This window comes from Maritalea porphyrae, from assembly GCF_027213965.1.
Taxonomy (GTDB): Bacteria; Pseudomonadota; Alphaproteobacteria; order Rhizobiales; family Devosiaceae; genus Maritalea; species Maritalea porphyrae_A.
Window position 1 is genome coordinate 653,004 of sequence record NZ_JAPWGX010000001.1, and the last position, 19,642, is coordinate 672,645.

19 protein-coding genes are annotated in these 19,642 nt (G+C 50.2%); 4 read left to right on the forward strand and 15 right to left on the reverse strand.

The genetic code is table 11. From position 1 onward, the window contains the following. Nucleotide 1: 1 nt before the first annotated feature. The gene (locus O4H47_RS03440; protein ID WP_269392538.1) at nt 2-514 is read right to left on the reverse strand and encodes a peroxiredoxin family protein; all 513 of its coding nucleotides are present in this window, start codon (nt 512-514) and stop codon (nt 2-4) included. 47 nt (nt 515-561) lie between these two features. Continuing rightward, the gene (locus tag O4H47_RS03445) at nt 562-1,422 is read right to left on the reverse strand and encodes a protein-disulfide reductase DsbD domain-containing protein (protein ID WP_269392539.1); all 861 of its coding nucleotides are present in this window, start codon (nt 1,420-1,422) and stop codon (nt 562-564) included. A gap of 124 nt (nt 1,423-1,546) precedes the next feature. Here O4H47_RS03445 and O4H47_RS03450 point away from each other — a divergent pair, with 124 nt between their 5' ends. Next, complete coding sequence (locus O4H47_RS03450; RefSeq protein ID WP_269392540.1) at nt 1,547-2,128, forward strand: YqgE/AlgH family protein; 582 nt, start codon at nt 1,547-1,549, stop codon at nt 2,126-2,128. A gap of 3 nt (nt 2,129-2,131) precedes the next feature. Here O4H47_RS03450 and O4H47_RS03455 read toward each other — a convergent pair whose 3' ends face one another. From O4H47_RS03455 to coxB, 11 genes are all read right to left on the reverse strand, one after another. After that, nucleotides 2,132-5,047, reverse strand: coding sequence for an EAL domain-containing protein (locus O4H47_RS03455; RefSeq protein WP_269392541.1), 2,916 nt, complete (start codon nt 5,045-5,047; stop codon nt 2,132-2,134). A gap of 77 nt (nt 5,048-5,124) precedes the next feature. Beyond that, entirely contained in the window at nt 5,125-5,724 is a 600-nt protein-coding gene (locus tag O4H47_RS03460) for a GNAT family N-acetyltransferase (protein ID WP_269392542.1), read from the reverse strand. A 21-nt stretch (nt 5,725-5,745) separates the two neighbouring features. Further along, nucleotides 5,746-7,008, reverse strand: a complete 1,263-nt coding sequence (locus O4H47_RS03465; protein ID WP_269392543.1) for a M16 family metallopeptidase — start codon at nt 7,006-7,008, stop codon at nt 5,746-5,748. Between the two features lies 1 nt (nt 7,009). Continuing rightward, the gene (gene thrC / locus O4H47_RS03470; protein WP_269392544.1) at nt 7,010-8,413 is read right to left on the reverse strand and encodes a threonine synthase; all 1,404 of its coding nucleotides are present in this window, start codon (nt 8,411-8,413) and stop codon (nt 7,010-7,012) included. A 31-nt stretch (nt 8,414-8,444) separates the two neighbouring features. Further along, the gene (locus tag O4H47_RS03475; RefSeq protein ID WP_269392545.1) at nt 8,445-9,227 is read right to left on the reverse strand and encodes an SURF1 family protein; all 783 of its coding nucleotides are present in this window, start codon (nt 9,225-9,227) and stop codon (nt 8,445-8,447) included. A gap of 73 nt (nt 9,228-9,300) precedes the next feature. Further along, nucleotides 9,301-10,137, reverse strand: a complete 837-nt coding sequence (locus O4H47_RS03480; protein WP_269392546.1) for a cytochrome c oxidase subunit 3 — start codon at nt 10,135-10,137, stop codon at nt 9,301-9,303. 17 nt (nt 10,138-10,154) lie between these two features. After that, the gene (locus tag O4H47_RS03485) at nt 10,155-10,703 is read right to left on the reverse strand and encodes a cytochrome c oxidase assembly protein (RefSeq protein ID WP_269392547.1); all 549 of its coding nucleotides are present in this window, start codon (nt 10,701-10,703) and stop codon (nt 10,155-10,157) included. A gap of 10 nt (nt 10,704-10,713) precedes the next feature. Next, nucleotides 10,714-10,869, reverse strand: coding sequence for a hypothetical protein (locus O4H47_RS03490; protein WP_269392548.1), 156 nt, complete (start codon nt 10,867-10,869; stop codon nt 10,714-10,716). After that, nucleotides 10,869-11,801, reverse strand: coding sequence for a heme o synthase (locus O4H47_RS03495; RefSeq protein WP_269392549.1), 933 nt, complete (start codon nt 11,799-11,801; stop codon nt 10,869-10,871). Before O4H47_RS03495 ends, O4H47_RS03490 begins: the two co-directional genes overlap by 1 nt. A 72-nt stretch (nt 11,802-11,873) precedes the next feature. After that, nucleotides 11,874-13,529: a cytochrome c oxidase subunit I gene (ctaD, locus tag O4H47_RS03500; RefSeq protein WP_269392550.1), complete on the reverse strand. Its 1,656-nt coding sequence runs from the start codon at nt 13,527-13,529 to the stop codon at nt 11,874-11,876. A gap of 81 nt (nt 13,530-13,610) precedes the next feature. Next, nucleotides 13,611-14,537, reverse strand: coding sequence for a cytochrome c oxidase subunit II (coxB, locus tag O4H47_RS03505; RefSeq protein ID WP_269392551.1), 927 nt, complete (start codon nt 14,535-14,537; stop codon nt 13,611-13,613). A gap of 192 nt (nt 14,538-14,729) precedes the next feature. Between coxB and O4H47_RS03510 the strand changes: the two genes are divergently transcribed. Both O4H47_RS03510 and O4H47_RS03515 read left to right on the forward strand, forming a co-directional pair. Then, a complete protein-coding gene (locus O4H47_RS03510; protein WP_269392552.1) occupies nt 14,730-15,395 on the forward strand; it encodes an invasion associated locus B family protein in 666 nt (221 codons plus the stop codon). Nucleotides 15,396-15,528: 133 nt separating this feature from the next. Next, on the forward strand, nt 15,529-16,911 hold the full coding sequence (locus O4H47_RS03515; protein WP_269392553.1) for an MATE family efflux transporter: 1,383 nt from the start codon (nt 15,529-15,531) through the stop codon (nt 16,909-16,911). A 71-nt stretch (nt 16,912-16,982) separates the two neighbouring features. On the opposite strand, the gene O4H47_RS03520 is transcribed toward O4H47_RS03515, so the two are convergent. Then, a complete protein-coding gene (locus tag O4H47_RS03520; protein ID WP_269392554.1) occupies nt 16,983-17,252 on the reverse strand; it encodes a DUF1127 domain-containing protein in 270 nt (89 codons plus the stop codon). A 132-nt stretch (nt 17,253-17,384) separates the two neighbouring features. Here O4H47_RS03520 and O4H47_RS03525 point away from each other — a divergent pair, with 132 nt between their 5' ends. Further along, entirely contained in the window at nt 17,385-18,257 is an 873-nt protein-coding gene (locus O4H47_RS03525) for a LysR substrate-binding domain-containing protein (RefSeq protein WP_269392555.1), read from the forward strand. On the opposite strand, the gene O4H47_RS03530 is transcribed toward O4H47_RS03525, so the two are convergent. After that, a complete protein-coding gene (locus O4H47_RS03530; protein WP_269392556.1) occupies nt 18,254-19,624 on the reverse strand; it encodes a glutamate--cysteine ligase in 1,371 nt (456 codons plus the stop codon). The two genes, O4H47_RS03525 and O4H47_RS03530, sit on opposite strands and share 4 nt — an antisense overlap. Nucleotides 19,625-19,642 lie beyond the last annotated feature (18 nt).

A 19,642-nucleotide genomic window follows, 5' to 3' on the forward strand; every position in this document is an offset into this window, starting at 1 on the left:
TTCACGCGGGAAGTGCCACGTTCATTTCTTCAATTGCAGCCAACAGGTTCTCCGCGCCGGTTTGGGCGGTGGACCCTTTTGCTGTCTCAACAAACACCTTAGCAACTGCACCGTCTTTTACGATATAGGCCAGTCGTGCAAATCGTGTTCCCATGCCCCCTGCTCGGGCATCAATTTCTGAGTGCATAGCAACCGCCAATTCAGCGTTGCCATCTGCAATCATATCTATCGTGCCCATGGCCCCCGTTTGGTCAGCCCAAGCGGACATCACAAAATGATCGTTAACCGATAGGCAGGCTACACGGTTTACCCCCAGTTTTGCAAACTTTTCCGCATATGCGATGTAGCCTGGCAAATGGTTATTGTGACAAGTGGTCGAAAATGCGGCGGGCAAGCAAAAAAGCACACTCGTGCCTTTGCCAACATATTGCGCAAAATCTATATCCTCGGGGCCAAGTGGGGTGATCAGTTTGACACCAACAGAGGGTATCTTGTCGCCAATTGCTAAAGGCATGTGGTTATACTCGCGTTCTAAACTTGCTCGGGTCGCTCTAAGCGTTTCTACTCAAAAATGAGCGCGCCGTCGACCACCGAAAGGCCCTCAACACGAACCATCTTGGTAAATGGCCCTTCGGCGCTGTCATATGTCAAACGAATTTGCTGATCGACCAGAGTGGATAAATCAAAATCCGTCAAACTTGCAACCGTCATAAGGCCCAATTCTGGTGCAGAATGAGGCGCATCAAACAAAAGCGTATTTTTTGGTAAATCAACAATTAAGCTTTCGTTGGAAAGAGGGTCAGCAGCCCTTGCCATAACCAAACGATTGGATTGAGCGTCATAGCCAATGCGCGAAAACGGCGCATGAACTCGATCATCTTGAGCTGGCACATTGGCATAGGCGGCATTGATGCGGAATGCATGGCCGGCTGAGGCCTTTTGCAAATCGATATCAAGTCGGCCGGTCCAACGCACTGGAATGCAAATATCTGAACAAATTCCAAGATTGAGTGCAGCCACCAGTTTAGCGGTTTGAGAATTATCAATAAGGGCAAGTTTAAGGGGTACCGTTATGTCGCCCTCAAACACATAATCCATCACCCCATAGTCAAGCGAACGCTTGGGAAATGGCCAGTCAAATGAGCCTTTTAAAACGTTGGAAGAACCAAGCCATGTTGCAACCAACGGGATGCCCGTTTCACCTGGTACACGCCAATAAGTTTTGAGCCCAGGCGCCATGCGCAGCTGCATTGCGGCTTTCACATGCCCATCTGCTGAGAGCCTGTTGGAAGAAATAAGCCGCAATTGCGCACCGGGGGCCACTTCTTGCCACTCTGTTTCACTGGCAAAGACGGTTTGTGTTGCATTCAGCAACAATATTACGGCCATGAGGGCGAAATAGCAGGTATACCGGGCGTTCATGGGCTCTTGATAAACTGTTTAGATTAGAAATAGAAGCATATCGTCATCAGCTTTTGGTGATCGAAAGTTTACCACTTGCGCGTAGCCTAAATATATAGAAACTAGAAAACTATAGGAGTTTCAGGTGAGTTTCTCTCTTCGCGGCCAGTTTTTGGTTGCTATGCCAGATATGGAAGACGAGCGTTTCGCGCATACAGTGGTCTATGTCTGCTCGCACAGTGAAGAGGACGGGGCGATGGGCTTGGTGGTCAACAAACTGATGCCCGATCTGCATTTCGGCGACCTGATGGCTCAGTTTGATATAAAGATTGTCGAAGAAAACGACCCCGAAAAATCGGCTTATGATCAACCAATTGTAGTTGGTGGTCCTGTTGAAACAGGACGTGGATTTGTGTTGCATACGGCAGATTTTGAAACACCGGAAAACTCCATCAACATATCCGACGACTTGTGCCTATCCACAACGATGGACGTTTTGAAGTCTATTGCTGATGGTCACGGCCCTTCCCACGCGCTTTTGGCCCTTGGCTATTGCGGATGGGAACCTGGGCAGTTAGAGGACGAAATCGGCGACAACGGCTGGCTCACAACACCAGCGTCATCAGATTTGATTTTCTCGACCCCAATGGACAAACGCTACACCCAAGCACTGAAATATGCGGGCATCGACATTGCGTTTCTTTCCAGCACCGCTGGCCACGCGTAAGCTCTACTCAACCTTGGAAATGACGTCTTTCTTTAACCCGCGTTTGATCAGCTGGACCATTTCCGGGCCGGTTACGGGCTTTGAAAAAGCGAAACCTTGCACATAACGGCATTCTAGCAGTTCTAAGCGTTCTACTTCTTCAGGGGTCTCCGCCCCTTCTGCGATCACCCGCAAATCCAACTCTTTTGCTAAAGTGACGATAGCCCGCATGATGGGCATTTGGGTTTGCATGATCCCGTGCTTTGCTTCCATCTGAACAAATGTTGACGGGATTTTGACGAAGTCAAAGGGGAACCGGTGGAGGTACGACAGGGACGAGTGCCCCACCCCAAAATCGTCTAACGCAAGACGGAAACCCATGCCTTTGAGCGCATCAAGAATATATGCGGATTGCTCTGGGGAGGACATGACTTGGCTCTCTGTCACCTCGAGCAACATTTTGTCGACCAATTCGCCATGCGTTGCAATCAATGTCCGCATTTCATTCAAGAGATTTTCGTTGGCCAATTGTTGCGCTGACAGGTTGAGCGACACAAAGAACTTCTCTGGCAGCTCTGTTGCTTTCATCCATTCACGCAATTGAATAGCTGTTTGCTCAATCACAACTTGCCCAAGTTTTTCGATCAAACCACTGCGTTCTGCTAGCGGTATAAACTCTTCAGGGCTAATGGCACCTCGGTTCGGATGGTTCCAGCGCATTAGGGCTTCAGCCCCGGCCAGCTGGCCGCTTGCAAGGTCATAAATGGGCTGGAAGTTCATTTGCACTTCGCGCTGATCTATGGCGCGTTCTAGGTCTGCATCCAACGAGTTTTGCGTCACGCCCAATTCATTTGTGTTGGCGCGGTAGGCTTCGATCCGATCACCGCCCATGCGCTTTGCGTACATCATCGCCAATTCAGCATTGCGCAAAATATTGTCTGCGGAGTTTGGCTTATTGTCGTAAATCGTCACGCCAATGGAAGCAGAAATCGACAATTCATCATTACCAAATTTAATGGGTTCGCGGATCGACTTGCGCATCTGCTCGGCAAAGGCGGCAATTTTTGTGGCGCTCTGTTCGGACACAAGCACCACCGCGAACTGGTCACCATTGATCCGTGCCAATGTATCCAATGGTCGCATCAAACGCGAAAGCCGGCGGGATATCGCCAGCAGAATAGAATCTGCGGCCACATGGCCAATCCGTTCATCAAGGTTTCCAAACCCGTCGATATCGACCAAAAAGACGGCAGGTTTGTTTTCTTTTTGGTCGCGCGAACGCACCAAGGCGCGCTCCAAACGGTCGAGCAGTAATTGCTTGTTGGGCAGGCCAGACAAACTGTCATGTACAGCATCATGCATCAAACGGTCACGTGCACTACGTTCGTCTGTGACATCTTGCAATGTGCCCACGCAGCGCGTTACATCGCCATTGTTGCCAACAACCGGCTTAACCCTAAGGCGAAAACTGCGATAGCTACCATCGTGAGAAATGATGCGAAAATCGCTGGAAACTTTGCCCCGTTTCAATTCGACCAATGTATCAAGCGCGGTGCGGAACCGGTCACGATCTTCTGGATGCAACCGATCAAGCCACCCCTTGATTGCGCCTTGCAAGCTTTCATTGGCTTCCCCAAGCCGCACAGCAAGCGCTTCTGAAACAGAAACCCGGTCGCGATCCACATTCCAGTCAAAAACAAAATCGCCGCTGCCGATCAGTGCCAACGCCTGGCGCTCAACATCGGACACTTGCCCAACGGAAACCTGATCATCTGTAAATGCGTGTTGAATAGCGGTGAAGCCGAGCAGCATTACAATAAGCACCAATCCGCCAGCTACTGCAGATTGCGCAATGTCGTTGCTGACGCTGCCAGAAACCACCATATATGCGAACACCAGCCACGCTACGGTGATGATCCAGGTGGGCACGATCATAATGGCGCGGTCGTAGCCACGTATGGCGAGGAAACCGACCACGACGATGCCGAACATACCCACGACGGCCAAAATGGCGCGCGCAATGCCGATCGAGAGCACCGGTTGGAAGAATGAGAGCACCATCAAGGCTGCAAGTGCCACACCAATAGCCAACGCCAAATGCATAAAGCGCAAGTGCCAACGGTGTAGATTGAGATAGATGAATAAATAGCCAAATAGGGTGGTGGCGAGGGCTGCCTCGGCGGTGGCACGCGAAGTGCGCAGTTGATCAGGCGACAGCTCGAAGATGGTTCCAATCAGGCCAAAATCAACCAACAGATAGAACAGCACTGCCCAGGCGAACATGGCAACGGCGGGGAATATACCGCGGCCTTTGACCACAAACATAATGGTGAGGAACACGGCCAAAAGGCTGGAGACCCCAAGCAATGTGCCGCGAAAAAGAGTGAATGAGCTTACATAATCTCGATAGGCGGAGGGTTCCCACATATAGAGTTCGGGCACATTTGCGCCTTCAAGTTCCATAATGAATGTAACTGTGGCACCCGGATCGATGGTGATCGAAAAGACATCAGCTTCCCTGTCCACCACCCGCTCAGGGCGAAAGCCTTGGCTGGGGGTAATAACATTTATCCGTTTGCCGCCCAAATCCGGCGCAAACGCCCCAGAACCGGGAAGGCGAAAATGCGGTGCCACCAGCAAACGTTCCAACTGCACATCATTTTGATTTGATATGGCGATCAGCGCCCAATTGGGGTTTGAGCCCTGCTCTGCAGCTTGCACTTCGATGCGCCGCACGATGCCTTCAGCATCTGGCGCGGTCGACAATTGCACGCGCCCGTCGCTGCCTTCACGGTTTTCAAGCGCTAAAGATAGATCCAGCGCATCCACATTTTCATGAATGGTGACTGTTTCCAGGGCCCACACATTTGCAGCAGAAAAAACCAAAAAGACTTGCACGATCAACACTAAAATTGCGCGCTGCAACCGCTTAAGATGCATATAGCTACTCCCAATGGTCTTTTTCGTAGCGAGAAATGGCCACGGCTTCAACCAGATATAGTTGTTTACCCGAGTTATTAGCCGGTTCTATTGAATTCAAATCGTTCTTTTGTAAGGCCGAACAACAAATGATCTTGCCATTTTCCGTTTATTTTTAGGTAGCCTTCTGCTCGCCCTTCGTGCACGAAGCCATTTTTTTCCAAAACACGCACAGAACGTTGGTTGTCGACAAGGCAGGCTGCACATGCTCTGTGCAACTTCAACTGCTCAAAAATGAATGGCAATGCCATGCCGACAGCTTTTGTCATAATGCCTTGGTTGGCATTTTGCTCCCCCATCCAATATCCGATATTGACGGTTTGGGCCACACGACGACGGATATCAGAGAGGTTGATGCCCCCAACCAGCTTAGGGGAGGCCCCTGATATATCGTGGATAAAAAATGCGAAAGCAGCTTCCGCGACAGCTTCACGCTCGGCACGACGCACACGTTCGCGAAAAGAGGATAGGGCCAATTCGGTCTCGTTCCAAGTTGGCTCATACGGCGCTAGATATTTACGACTGGCTTCGCGCAGCGCTCGCCATTGCTCATAATCGCTTAGTGTAGGCGTGCGCAAAATCAAGCTGTCTGACTTCAGCTCAATTGGTTGTCCTTTTTTAAAGAGCGTGCGCAGCACCTTTAGCCTCAAATTGAGTTCTTAGAATTTCAATTGGCTTTCAATCTTATCGTAGTCTGCAAGATTCGCCATCGGACCGATACCAGCCACCACAGGTTTTGCACCATTAAACAATTGCTCAGCGACTTCCATCACGCGAGAAGCATCAATGTTGTTGATGCGCTCAATTGTTTCTTCCATGGGGATAGGTCGGCCCCACAACAGCTGTTGCCGCGCCAATTGACCCGCACGAGACGATGGGCGCTCCAAAGACATCAAAAGCCCTGCGCGGATTTGGTTGCGTACCCGCACGACTTCGGTTTCGGTAATGTCCAAGGTTGCCTGCTTAAGCTCATCAAGAACGACCGGCACCAATTCAGCCAAATCATCGTCACCAGTTGCCGCAGAAATGCCAAAAATACCGCTGTCCGCAAAGGCCCAGTGGAAAGCATAGATCGAATAGCATAGTCCACGTTTTTCGCGCACTTCTTGGAAAAGGCGTGAGCTCATGCCACCACCTAATATGCTGGCGAGAATCTGGCTGGCGTAGAAGCCATCAGAATGATAGGCGCGGCCCTCAACACCGATCAAAACGTGCGCTTGTTCGTGGTCGCGATCAAGGCGGATATCACCGCCGTCAAACCTTGCGGCCACGGGTTCAGGAGCGCCTGTTGCTTTTAGCCCATCAAATTTTTTGGCCGCAATGTCGACCAGCTGGTCATGGTTGACGTTGCCTGCTGCTGCCATGACCATTGAGTCACCAACATAGGTGCGTTCCATGTAAGATCGGATTGCGTCTGGCGTGAAGCTTTCTACAGAGTCCACGGTACCCAAAATTGAACGCCCGATGGGCTGATCTTGAAAAGCTGCATCTTGGAAAAGGTCGTAGACATAATCGTCCGGCGCGTCGTGACTGGCCCCGATTTCCTGCACAATCACGTGTTTTTCACGCTGCAATTCTTCAGCACTGAATAGTGAATTCTGCAAAATATCCGATAGAATGTCAGCGGCGAGGCCCACGTCTTCCTTTAGGATACGTGAGAAGTAGCCGGTGTTCTCCACACTCGTGGCGGCATTCACATCGCCGCCCACATTTTCGATCTCTTCCGCTATTTGGCGCGATGAACGTGTGGTCGTTCCCTTAAACGCCATATGCTCGAGCAAATGCGAGATGCCATGTTCCTCAGCCGTTTCGCAACGCGATCCAGCTTTTGCCCACACGCCAACAGATGCGCTTTCAAGACTTGGCATAGAGTGGGTGATAACGGTCATACCATTATCTAGTGTGGTAGAACGAACTGGCAAATTATTGCTCCTTGTTGGCACGGGCGCGGGCTTTGATGTAAGCCTCGACCGCATCTTGTGCATTTTCCAAAACATCATAGCGCTCTTCGCGCTCATAAAGGTCGGAAAGCCATGCGGGTAATGCCGCATCGATTTGAGTGGCCGATTTAACGGCTGCGGGGAATTTGGCAGGATGTGCGGTCGACAATGTGATCATCGGCACATCTGTTTCGGCAAATTCTTGTGCCACTTTGTAGGCAACCGCTGTGTGCGGGTCCATGAGGTATCCGGATTGTTCAAGCACATGTTGTTGAACAGTTGCTGTTTGCGCTTGGTCGGAGGTGCCCGCTTGAAACTTTGCTTTGATGCTCTTCAAAGCTTTTTCAGACAAAGCAAAACTACCAGACTGCTTGAGCCCGTCCATTTGCGCTTTGGTTTCTTCGGCGTTTCGATCGTTGGCTTCAAATAACAAACGTTCGAAATTTGACGAGATTTGAATATCCATTGATGGGCTTGTGGTGGCGCTTACGCCGTCCATTTCATAGCGGCCCGTATCCATTGTACGGCGCAAAATGTCGTTCTCGTTTGTGGCGATGATCAAATTCTTGATCGGTAAACCCATCTTTTGGGCAACAAAACCAGCAAAAACGTCACCAAAATTGCCCGTTGGTACGGTGAAACTGACTTCGCGGTGCGGCGCGCCAAGGGCAACAGCCGAAGTGAAATAATAAACAACCTGAGCCACAATGCGACCCCAGTTGATGGAGTTCACACCTGAAAGGCTAACGCCATCACGGAAATGCAAGTTGTTGAACATGTCTTTGACGATGGTTTGGCAATCATCAAAGTTTCCTTCAAGTGCGATGTTGTGCACATTTGCGTCGAGTACGGTCGTCATTTGACGTTGCTGCACCGGCGAGACCATGCCCTTGGGATGCAGAATGAAGATGTCGGTATTTTCGCGGCCCCGGAACGCCTCAATTGCGGCAGAGCCGGTGTCGCCAGAGGTTGCACCCACAATGGTCGCGCGCTGATCGCGTTCGCCCAAAATATGGTCCATAACGCGTGCCAAAAATTGCATCGCCACATCTTTAAATGCCAGTGTTGGGCCATGGAACAACTCGAGCACAAAGTGGCCTTCGTCTGTCTGAACTAAAGGGGCAACAGCTGAGTGGCGAAACGTGCCGTATGCATCATTGAGCATTTGGCGCAATTTGTCGGCTGGGATTTCTCCGTCGACAAATGGCAAGATCACTTCAAACGCAACGTCGGCAAAGGGCTTATTGGCCATTGCAGCGATTTGTGCGTGATCAATTTGAGGCCATGTCTCTGGCAAGTACAAACCGCCATCGCGCGCAAGCCCGGCAAGAACTGCGTCACAAAAACCCAAGCGCGGCGCAAGGCCACGGGTGCTGATATATTGCATTATTCAATCCATGAAATTATTCGCGCGCACCCTAGTCCGCGCTTTGCTCAGTTGCAAGGCTTTGGTTTCTTTTGCGCCGCAACAGCCAAAAAATAAGCAGAACGGGCGTCATGGCAGCTAGGGCAAACCACGTCAGCGCATACTCCAAGTGTTTATTGGAGAACTCAATTTCACCTGTTTGCGCAGGCTGGGGTAGTTTCACTTCTTCAGCGGGTTGCCAATTTATATAGAACGGCGCCACCGTGCCCAGATCACCAAACAGCACAGTTGAAAGGCGCGCAGGATTGATAACCCAGTCAACATTTTTCGCCAAATCAGGTTCAAGGGTTGCGGCCCCTACCCGTTCGGGTTTGCGCAAGACACCTGTTATTGTCATCTGCCCAATAGGTGCTGCGGCATAACCGGCGTTGAACGCCAGCTCTTGAGGCACAAACCCACGGTTCACATAAACAATACCCGCGTCGGCCAATTGAAAGGGGGTCACGATCCAATAGCCCGGCCCACTATGACGATTTCGTTTCTGTGGCAAGGAAATGAATATACGTGCTTCGCCATGCTCCAAGAAACTACCCTTAAGCGTTACCGGTTGAAAATCTATGCTTTCAGGGTCGAGGGTGGCCCAAAGATCTGCACTGGGGACATTTGTGGGGAGGTCGTTGGCTCGCTCAGTCGCAGAGGCAATCAATTGCTCTTTCCAACCGAGGCGCTCCATTTGCCAGAATCCAAGAGTTACGAACAAAAGCGCAGCGGCCAGCATGCCCGCAACAAATATCACTGTGCCAATGGTTGAATTGCGATTGGAGTTTGATGACATGGGTTCGTTTCCAATTGGACAAACAAAAAAGGCGCGGGAGTATTTCCCGCGCCTTGAATTCGAAGTGCTCGGCTTAGCCGTGACCAACTGCCACGCCCCATGAGCCCCATACATAGATGGCAGCAAACAGGAACAACCAGATCACGTCAACAAAGTGCCAATACCATGCGGCAAACTCAAACCCGAGGTGTTGTTTGGGTGTGAAGTGGCCATTCAATGCACGGAACAAGCAAACCAACAAGAAGATGGTACCAACAAGAACGTGGAAACCATGGAAGCCTGTGGCCATGAAGAATGTTGCGCCATAGATGTTTCCAGAGAAGCTAAAGCCGGCTGATGCGTACTCTACGCCTTGAACAAAGGTAAAGATTGCCCCAAGAATGACGGTAAGCACGAGCCCCCATTTAAGGCCCTCACGGTCGTTTTCCAACAAAGCATGGTGCGCCCAAGTGACGGTCATACCAGAGGTCACAAGCAACAATGTGTTGAAGATTGGTAGGTGCCAAGGGTCGAACAATTCAACGCCTGTTGGGGGCCAATGACCACCGGTTGCGGCTACGCGGCCATATTGTTGAATTTCATCATAGTAGAAGAAGGCATCGAAATAGGCCCAGAACCATGCCACGAAGAACATGACCTCTGAGGCGATGAACAAGATCATGCCATAGCGGTGGTGCAATTGAACAACCGGAGTGTGGTCACCCGCGTGAGCTTCTTTGATCACGTCGGCCCACCAGCCAAACATGGTGTAGAGAACGCCTGTTAGGCCGATCAGAAACACCCAAGGAACATCAGCGCGCATCCAATAGATGCCACCAACTGCCATGATGAATGCAGCAACCGAGCCTACAAATGGCCACGGGCTTGGATCAACCAAGTGATAGTCATGATTTTTAGCGTGTGCCGCCATTAAGCTTCTCCCAATCCTTACGAAGCATAGAATGCGTAAAAGAGCGTGACTTCCCTCACGGTATCAAGCTCTTTGTCTAAATCCAACTCCGGGTCTAAATAATAGACAACCGGCATTTCCTTAACTTCACCTGGCGCCAACGTTTGCTCGGTGAAGCAAAAACACTCAATCTTGTTAAAATATGACCCTGCAACCGCCGGGGCCACATTGAAGCCTGCCGTTGTGCTGAGCGGCTGGTCGCTCAAGTTGATCGCTGTGTAAACAACAGTGACCTTTGAGCCAATTTTATCGACTGACATCTTGGCAGGTTTGACCTCTAGTGCAAGACCTGCATCAACGCTTGCGGTAAAACGCACGCCCATTTCTCGCTCAATTATACCCACTGCTGCGCTTTCATCAGCGCGCTGTGTGGTACCGCCATACCCTGTGACCTGACAGAAAATCTGGTAAATCGGCACTGCCGCATAAGCCAAGCCCACCATGCCCGCAACAACGCACAACAAAATGATCGCAAGTTTTTTGTTGCGGGCATCTGGTGCTTGTGTGGTTAGGTTTACGTTGGCCATGATTTATCCCCTAAAGCGGCCGCTGGAAGATGGCAGGGCCAATCTTCACGATAGTTACCGCATAGAACAAAATCGCAAGCGCGCCTAGGACGAGTGCCAAGGCAATAGAACGCTTACGGCGACGCTTTTTCAGCTCTTCGGTTTGCTCAGGTGTCAGTTCAGACATTAGATCATGCTCCCAAGCACTTTGGTTGCGCCCATATCGGCTGCCAACACAAGGAAAATTGCAAAAAGATAAACAAGCGAAAAGGCGAACAGCTTACGGGCTGCCTTTTTCATTTCAACAAGGTCATTCTCACGCCAAAGCTTTGTTGCGTAGAACACAAAGCCTGCGCTCAATAGTGCAGCGGCTGCGCCATAAGCATAGCTTGCAAAGCCGAGCAAAGTCGGCGCAAGCGCAATAGCTGTAAGCAACAAAGAATAGATGAAAATTTGGTTTTGAGTGGCCCGTTCACCTTTGACGTTCGGCAACATCGGGATACCCGCTTCTTGGTAGTCGCCTTTTTTATAAAGCGCCAAGGCCCAGAAGTGTGGGGGTGTCCACAAAAAGATGATGAGAAACAAGATGACACTCTCAATGGTGACGGTGCCAGTGACCGCCGCCCAGCCAATCATTGGGGGGAATGAACCAGCAGCCCCGCCAATAACGATATTCTGTGGTGTCCAACGCTTCAGCCACATGGTGTAGATGACAGCGTAAAAGAAAATGGTGAAGGCCAACAAACCGCCAGCAACCCAATTGACCAAAAGGCCCAGCGTTAGAACTGAAAAGGCAGAAAGAACCAACCCAAAGGCCAAAGCTTCTTGCTTGGTGACTTTGCCGGCTGGAATTGGGCGGTTGACGGTGCGGCTCATCACCGCATCGATGTCGGCATCATACCACATGTTTAGCGCGCCTGAGGCCCCTGCCCCGATTGCAATGCACAAGATGGCCGTGAAGCCGATCAAGGGATGAACCGCGCCTGGTGCTACCAACAACCCTACAATCGCCGTGAAAATCACAAGCGACATCACGCGCGGTTTTAAAAGCGCGAAATAGTCTTCCACATCAGCAGAAGAATAAAGAGGTCGTTCATTTTGGTCGCTGACAAATGCCATTATCGGATCATGCCTTGATCGGTTTTTGAAATCCCGTCGCGCCAATTGCGCGACGGGATGTTTTTCATTTCACTACTTGATTTTAGGTAGTGTTTCGAACTGGTGGAATGGTGGTGGTGAAGGCAATGTCCACTCAAGAGTGGTTGCACCTTCGCCCCACGGATTATCCGCAGCTGGGCGCTTTTTCATGACGGCCTCAACGATTGTGTACAAGAACACAAGCACAGCAACCAAGGTCACCAAATAGCCCCAAGACGACACTTGGTTCCACCAAGCAAACGCTTCAGGATAATCGATGTAGCGACGTGGCATGCCGTTCAACCCAAGGAAGTGTTGTGGGAAGAAGATCAAGTTCACGCCTACAAACATGATCCAGAAGTGAATGGTCGCCAATGTTTCTGAGTACATATGGCCGAACATTTTTGGATACCAATAGTACCAAGCCGCAAAGATTGAGAACACCGCACCAAGTGAAAGCACATAGTGGAAGTGAGCAACCACATAGTATGTGTCGTGCAATGAACGGTCAGCGCCCGCATTGGCCAAAACAACACCGGTTACACCACCAACGGTGAACAAGAAGATGAAGCCAATGGCCCACTGCATTGGTGGGCGGAATGACAAGGAGCCACCCCACATTGTTGCAATCCAAGAGAAGATTTTCACGCCTGTTGGCACCGCAATAACCATTGTGGCGAACACAAAGTAGCGCTGCGTATCAAGCGAAATGCCTGTCGTATACATGTGGTGCGCCCACACGATAAAGCCAACGAAACCAATCGCCACCATCGCGTAAACCATTGCCAAATATCCAAAGACTGGCTTTTTGGAGAATGTTGCAACGATGTGCGACACGATACCAAAACCCGGCAAAATCATAATGTACACTTCAGGGTGACCAAAGAACCAGAACAAGTGCTGGAACAGGATTGGATCACCACCACCGTCAGGTGAGAAGAATGATGTACCGAAATTACGATCTGTCAAAAGCATGGTGATCGCACCAGCCAAAACAGGCAATGACAACAACAACAAGAACGCGGTTACAAGAATTGCCCATGGGAACAATGGCATCTTGTGCAAAGTCATGCCCGGCGCACGCATGTTGAAAATTGTGGTGATGAAGTTAATCGCACCAAGGATTGATGAAGCACCAGCGATGTGAAGCGAAAGGATCGCAAAATCCATCGCAGGTCCAGGCTGGCCAGATGTTGAAAGCGGTGGGTAAACGGTCCAACCGCCACCTGTGCCCATGCCACCGGGAGGGCCCTCAAAGAACATTGACATCAACAGCAAGATGAATGCTGGAGGCAGCAACCAGAATGAAATGTTATTCATGCGCGGGAACGCCATATCTGGCGCACCAATCATCAACGGCACGAACCAGTTAGAGTAACCACCAATGAGGGCAGGCATCACAACAAAGAACACCATGATCAGGCCGTGGGCTGTGGTGAACACGTTGAACATATGCTTGCCAGCGTCTAGCGCAGCAGCACTTTGCCATTCGTGGCCATAAACCATAGAGGCAAGACCAGGAAAGACCTGAATGCCTGGTTCAGCCAATTCCCAGCGCATAAAGCCTGAGAGAGCACCACCGATAATCCCAGCCATAATGGCAAAGATAAGATACATCGTGCCGATGTCTTTGTGGTTTGTTGAATATACATAGCGCTTCCACCCCGTAGGGTTTGCGTGCGCATCATGGTCAGCAGTTGCGGTTGCCATTTGCTTTCCTTGCCTTTTTCCCATTCAACTCTTCGTCTCTTTTAAAAAGACGAAGAGCCCCTAATTCCAAAAATAGATGCTTTAGTTCAAGCTTGCCAATGTCATATTGGCTGCTTCAACGTCATCTTCAGCTTTGAGCTTTTCAGACCAAGCTTTGTACTCTTCTTTTGACACAACGCGAACCGCAATTGGCATGAACGCATGGTCTTTGCCGCAAAGCTCAGAACATTGTCCGTAATACATGCCTTCTTTGCGCACGTTAAACCAAGTCTCGTTGATCCGTCCTGGAACAGCGTCGGTTTTAACACCAAAGGCTGGAACCGCGAACGCGTGAATAACGTCAGACGCTGTTACCAACATGCGAACTGTTGTGTTCACTGGAACGACCAACTCGTTATCAACAGCCAACAAGCGAGGTTGACCAGGCTTTTGTGCAGCGATCTCGTCTTCCGAAAGCATATATGAATCATATGTTGCTTCATCTAGATCGTTGTATGTGTATGTCCAGGACCATTGAACGCCCGTCGCGGTGATGGTCACCTCAGCGGCTGGAACTTTGTCACCATTTTCACGCGAGAAGATTGAACTGCCCAAATATGTCCGCTCTCCATCAGGTGTTGTCATTTGATCTGACAAAACGCCAAATGATGGAATGGCGATCACGATCAAAATGAAAATCGGAATGATCGTCCAAGCAATTTCAATTGCTGTGTTGTGCGTAAAACGCGCTGGCTTTGGATTTGCTTTTGAATTGTAGCGCACCATGACCCAGATCAATAACGCGGTGACGAAAATCACTATAAAAGTGATGATCGGCATAAGCAGAGCGTTATGGAACGCTTCGGTGGCATCCATTATGGTTGTTACGGATGGCTGAAAGCCAATCGCTCCGTCTGTTGGCTGCCCGGTAACTGGATCACCAGTTTCTTGGGCAAAAGCGGTTGCGGGCACTGCCCAAGCGATGATTACAGATATGACTTTAGCCAGACGTGCAAGAAGTTTGCTCACGTCAGTCTCCCTTTGCGACATGTTTAACGCCTAATTGCTGGGCATACGCATAAGTGGAGTAACCTCCGCTTGTCAATTCGCCCATCCCCAAATTTGGCAGAATCTCATTGCTGACGTAAATCATATCAGAACAATTTAGGCAATTCCAATTGATCGGCGAACAGTGCGGCAAATGCCCGCAAGAGTGCAATTTTGCACAGTTTTTGGGGTTTTAGCGAAAAAAATCCAGTTGGCCATGAAGATGCCGCAATCCAAACGTCAAAAATTAAACGTGCGAAACCCATTGGCCAAATTGACTATTGGGTTGCTAACGCGCAAGAACATTACAACTTCTTATTGGTCTTTTGGGGAATCATTTTGCGCGCTCTTACCTTCGCCCTTGTTAGTTTGATTGGCTTGTTTTCCTTGATTGGTGGCACTGTATTTGCCCAAGGCATGTTGAAATCACGACACGGAGACTGGGAACTTACGTGTGAAACCCCACCCGGAGCCAGCTTCGAGCAATGTGCGTTGGTTCAAATTGTTTCCGACGATTCGCAATCTGGGTTGAAACTCAACGTCTATGTGATCAAAACAGCAGATGCGAAATATACGCTGTTGCGGGTTTGGGCACCATTGGGGGTTTTGTTGACCAAGGATTTGGGTGTTAAACTTGACAATCAAGATATGGTTTGGATGCCTTGGGTCAGATGTCTGCCGAGCGGATGCGTTGCGGAAGTTGCCCTTGATGATGCAAGCTTGACCCAACTGCGCGCCAACCAGAGCGCTCTGTTTGTCATCTTCAAGACGCCCGAAGAAGGCATTGGCATTCCAGTGTCGTTGAATGGGTTGAGTGAAGGCTACGATCAACTCCCATAGTCCTGCAGCGGCAGTTCGTCGAATTCAAATTCACCAGTTGTTGACTTGATCTTTTGGCGACAAAAGACCATTTACTATGCCTGATCAGACAAAGCGGGGCTAGAATGTGCCGCTATCGAACGAAAGCCTCACTATGTCCAAGCCGAGCACAGGCGGCATGAAAGCCGTTTTTACCGAAGGGTCCACCATGCGCCATGTTGTTGTTATGACAACAACATCTGCAATTGGTTTGATGTCGATCTTCTTTGTTGATGCGATCACGCTGTTTTATATTTCTCAACTTAATGACGCGGCGCAAACCGCAGCCGTTGGCCGGGCAAGTTATGTGCTTGGATTTGTTATTGGCCTATCCGTTGGCTTTATGATTGGTGCTTCAGCAATGGTTGCACGCTCAATCGGCGCTGGCGACGATGAAGCAGCCCGGTCTTATGCAGGCACGTCTTTACTGTCTGCATTTGCATTTGGGATCATTGTCGCAATCGTTGGTTTTCTGCTCACCGATTGGTTGATGGCGCTACTCAAGGCTGAAGGGCAAGCCCTCGAATACGCACGGACCTATTTGTATATCGTTCTGCCTTCCATGCCGTTTTTGGGCGTTGGCATGGTCACAATGGGTTTGCTGCGTTCCAAAGGCGATGCGAAACGGTCTATGTATTTGCCCCTTATTGGTGGCGCCCTTACCGCTGCACTTGATCCGATTTTCATTTTTGTATTCGGTTGGGACGTGATCGGCGCCGCCGTTGTGTCCTCAATAATGCGCGTGACCTTTGCAGCCTTGGGTCTGTACTTTGTTATTGGCATTCACAATATGGTTGCAATGCCCACATTGGAACGGTTTGGCAAAGATCTTCGCAACATCCTCAAAATCGCGTTGCCCACCGTGGCGACAAATCTGGCAGCCCCCGTTGGTGCGTTTCTCATCGCACAAGGTGTTGCGGATTTTGGCGATGCCGCAATTGCGGGTCAATCGGTTGTGGACCGTTTGGTGCCTTTGGCTTTTGGGGTTATCTTTGCCCTTTCAGGCGCCGTGGGCCCTATCATTGGGCAAAACTTTGGCGCGTCGAAAATGGATCGCGTGCGCCAAGCGCTTACAGATGGGGTGATCTTTAATCTGGTTTATGTCTTGATCGCATGGTCGGCATTGTTCTTGGCACAAGATTATGTGGTCAAAACCTACAATGCCTCTGGCGATATGGAATTGGTGATCCGCTTGTTCTGTACAATTATGGCCGGCTCATTCTTGTTCAACGGCTTTTTGTTTGTTTCAAATGCAGCATTCAACAATTTAGGCAAACCGCTTTATGCAACAATGTTCAATTGGGCGCGCCAAACACTTGGCGTGGTGCCATTTGTTTATTTCGGCGCACAATGGGCTGGTTTGCCGGGCATCTATTGGGGCATCGCCGCTGGCGCTGTTGTCTTTGGGGTGTTGCCGGTGATCTCGGCTTTTGCCCTGATCAAAAAACTGACCATAGAAAAAGAAGAAGCTTTGGACGCGACACCGGTCGCCACCTAAAAAAAAGCCGAACGCACATGTTTTTGACATGTGGGTTCGGCTATAAGTTTTGGGGGTTAGAAAACGGATGGCTAGCGTTGGCTTGCGCGCTTACGAGCAAGTGACAAACGCCAAATGGCTTGATCGTGACCCACTTCAATCATTTCATGCAGATCAGCTTTATTGAGACCCACATCAGCCAGCTGATGCGCGTCCAAAGCGCTCAATTGACTAAATGTCTTGTGCTGACGATACGAAAGCGCAATGCGCTCTGCGAATAGCGACAGGTTTGTTGCCAGGGTCATCAGCTGTGTCGTGCCGAAGCTGAAGCCTGAACGACGGCTTGTTGAGACAAACGCCATATCAAATCTCCATAGATGTTTTGGGGCGCCTTAAAAACAGGCAAAGATCATTTACACTCATCAACATATTGACAAACTCATCATTCGTCTAACAAATAGAAATCATAAGTACGATCAATTTTGGTGATAGTGATGGCAACGCCTTTAGACTTAGATCAACTACAGACATTTGCAGTAATTGCAGATTGCGGCAGTTTCACTGAAGCGGCAAAGCGGGTGTTCAAGACACAGAGCGCCGTCTCTATGCAAATTAAGCGGCTCGAGGAACGATTGGGCACCAGCCTTTTGATCCGTGAAGGCCGACGCGTAACGGTGACCCATGCAGGGGAAACCCTTTACCACCGCGCGCGACGGATGTTGCAAATCAATGCCGACATTGTGGACCTTTTTTCAAAAGAAGACCTGTCGGGGACCATTCACATTGGTATTCCCGATGATTATGCGGTGCGGGTACTGCCATTGTTGCTGTGCTCGTTCCAACAATCTCATCCTAAAATTCAGATCGATGTGAAATGCCAACCATCAGAGGAATTGTTGGTGGGCGTGCGCTCGGGTAAATATGACATGATCATATTTACACAAGGCACCAGCCAAAAGTTTGGTGAATTGCTGCGTTCTGAACCAATGCATTGGATGGTGGGGAACGGGTCTGAAGTCCACAAACAGACCCCCTTACCTATTGCCGCAGGCAGTAAAGATTGCTGTTGGCGCTTGTCTGCAGAAGATGCGCTAAATGATGCGGGCATAGATTACAGGGTCGCCTACACATCTTCAAACGCCACTGCGATCACCAGCGCGGTTAATGCAGGGCTTGCTGTGGGTGTATTGTGTGAGAGCTCAATTACAAAGGACATGCGCGTGCTTGGTGCCGCGGACGGCATGCCACCGCTGCCCGATGCGGATATCGCCATGTTGCGGGCCAGCAATGCCTATGGCGGCATTTACAACGCGCTGGCCGAACACATCAAAGAAAGCTTAGAAACGGTCATTGAAAACGCGGCCTAGAACAGGCTCTCGGTGAATACTTTGTCGATGTCGCCGCCCCAAGTGGAGCGGTAGGCATCTAGCATGACTTCGGCAGGGCTTTTTTCCAGTTTCAGTGCACGTTCCACCGGGTGCAAGAAAACACTTTCGTCAAACCCTTCCCAGTTGGTTTTTGCCCGTGCAGCAAGACCATTGCGCGAAATCTCAAGCATGTCGCGCGCGATTTCACCTACTTTTCGGCCGGCAATTTCGGCTTGGAATGCCGTTTTTGCAACATCCACCCGCAGCTGGTCACGCTGTTCTGCGGTCCAGTCTTTTACCAAGTCCCATGCAGCATCTAACGAAGACTGATCGTAAAGCACACCAACCCAAAGTGCGGGCATAGCGCAAATACCTTCCCATGGGCCTGAATCAGCGCCCCGCATTTCCAAGAAGCACTTCAATCGGACTTCCGGGAAAATGGTTGAAAGGTGATCTTCCCAATCCGCCTTTGTTGGCAATTCGCCCGGACGCTGTGGCAGTTTTCCATCAAGGAAGGCACGGAAGCTTTCACCGGCGCAATTGACGTATTCGCCATCACGGATAACAAAATACATAGGCACATCAAGCGCATAATCGACATAGCGCTCAAAACCCATGCCGTCTTCAAAGGCAAAAGGCAGCATGCCAGTGCGGTCACGATCTGTGTTTTGCCAGATATGGCTGCGGTAGGACAAAAAGCCCGACGGCTTGCCGTCAATAAACGGCGAATTGGCAAAAATCGCGGTTGTGATCGGTTGCAGCGCCAAACTGGTACGAAGCTTCTTCACCATGTCTTGCTCGGAGGCAAAGTCCAAATTGACTTGCACCGTGCAAGACCGAAACATCATTGAAGTGCCCAGAGTGCCCACTTTTTTCATGTAGGGCTTCATAATGCCATAGCGCGATTTGGGCATGGTGGGCATTTCGTCGAGCGACCAAGTGGGCGCAACGCCAAGCCCTAAAAACTCAAGACCCATATCGTCAGTTATGGAGCGCAACATTTTGAGGTGGTTGCCGGTTTCCTGGCACGTCTCATGGATCGTTTCTAGCGGTGCGCCAGAAAGCTCAAGCTGACCGCCCGGTTCAAGCGAAATTGATCCGCCGCCAATAGGATCTTTCAGGCCAATAATATTTCCCTTGTCCAGCAGGGGCGTCCATTTTGTTTGTTCTTGAACGGTCTCAAGAATCGCTTTGATGCCGCGATCACCTTCATATGGTACGGGCAAATGCCTTTTGCGACCGAACACAAACTTTTCGTGCTCTGTGCCAATGCGCCAATCAGCTTTTGGCTTGGAGCCTTTTGACAAGGCTTCAATCAAATCTGCTTTGGATTCGATCAGTGGGCTGGCGACAGGTGAAGCTGACATGAAAAAGTCCGTACGTTA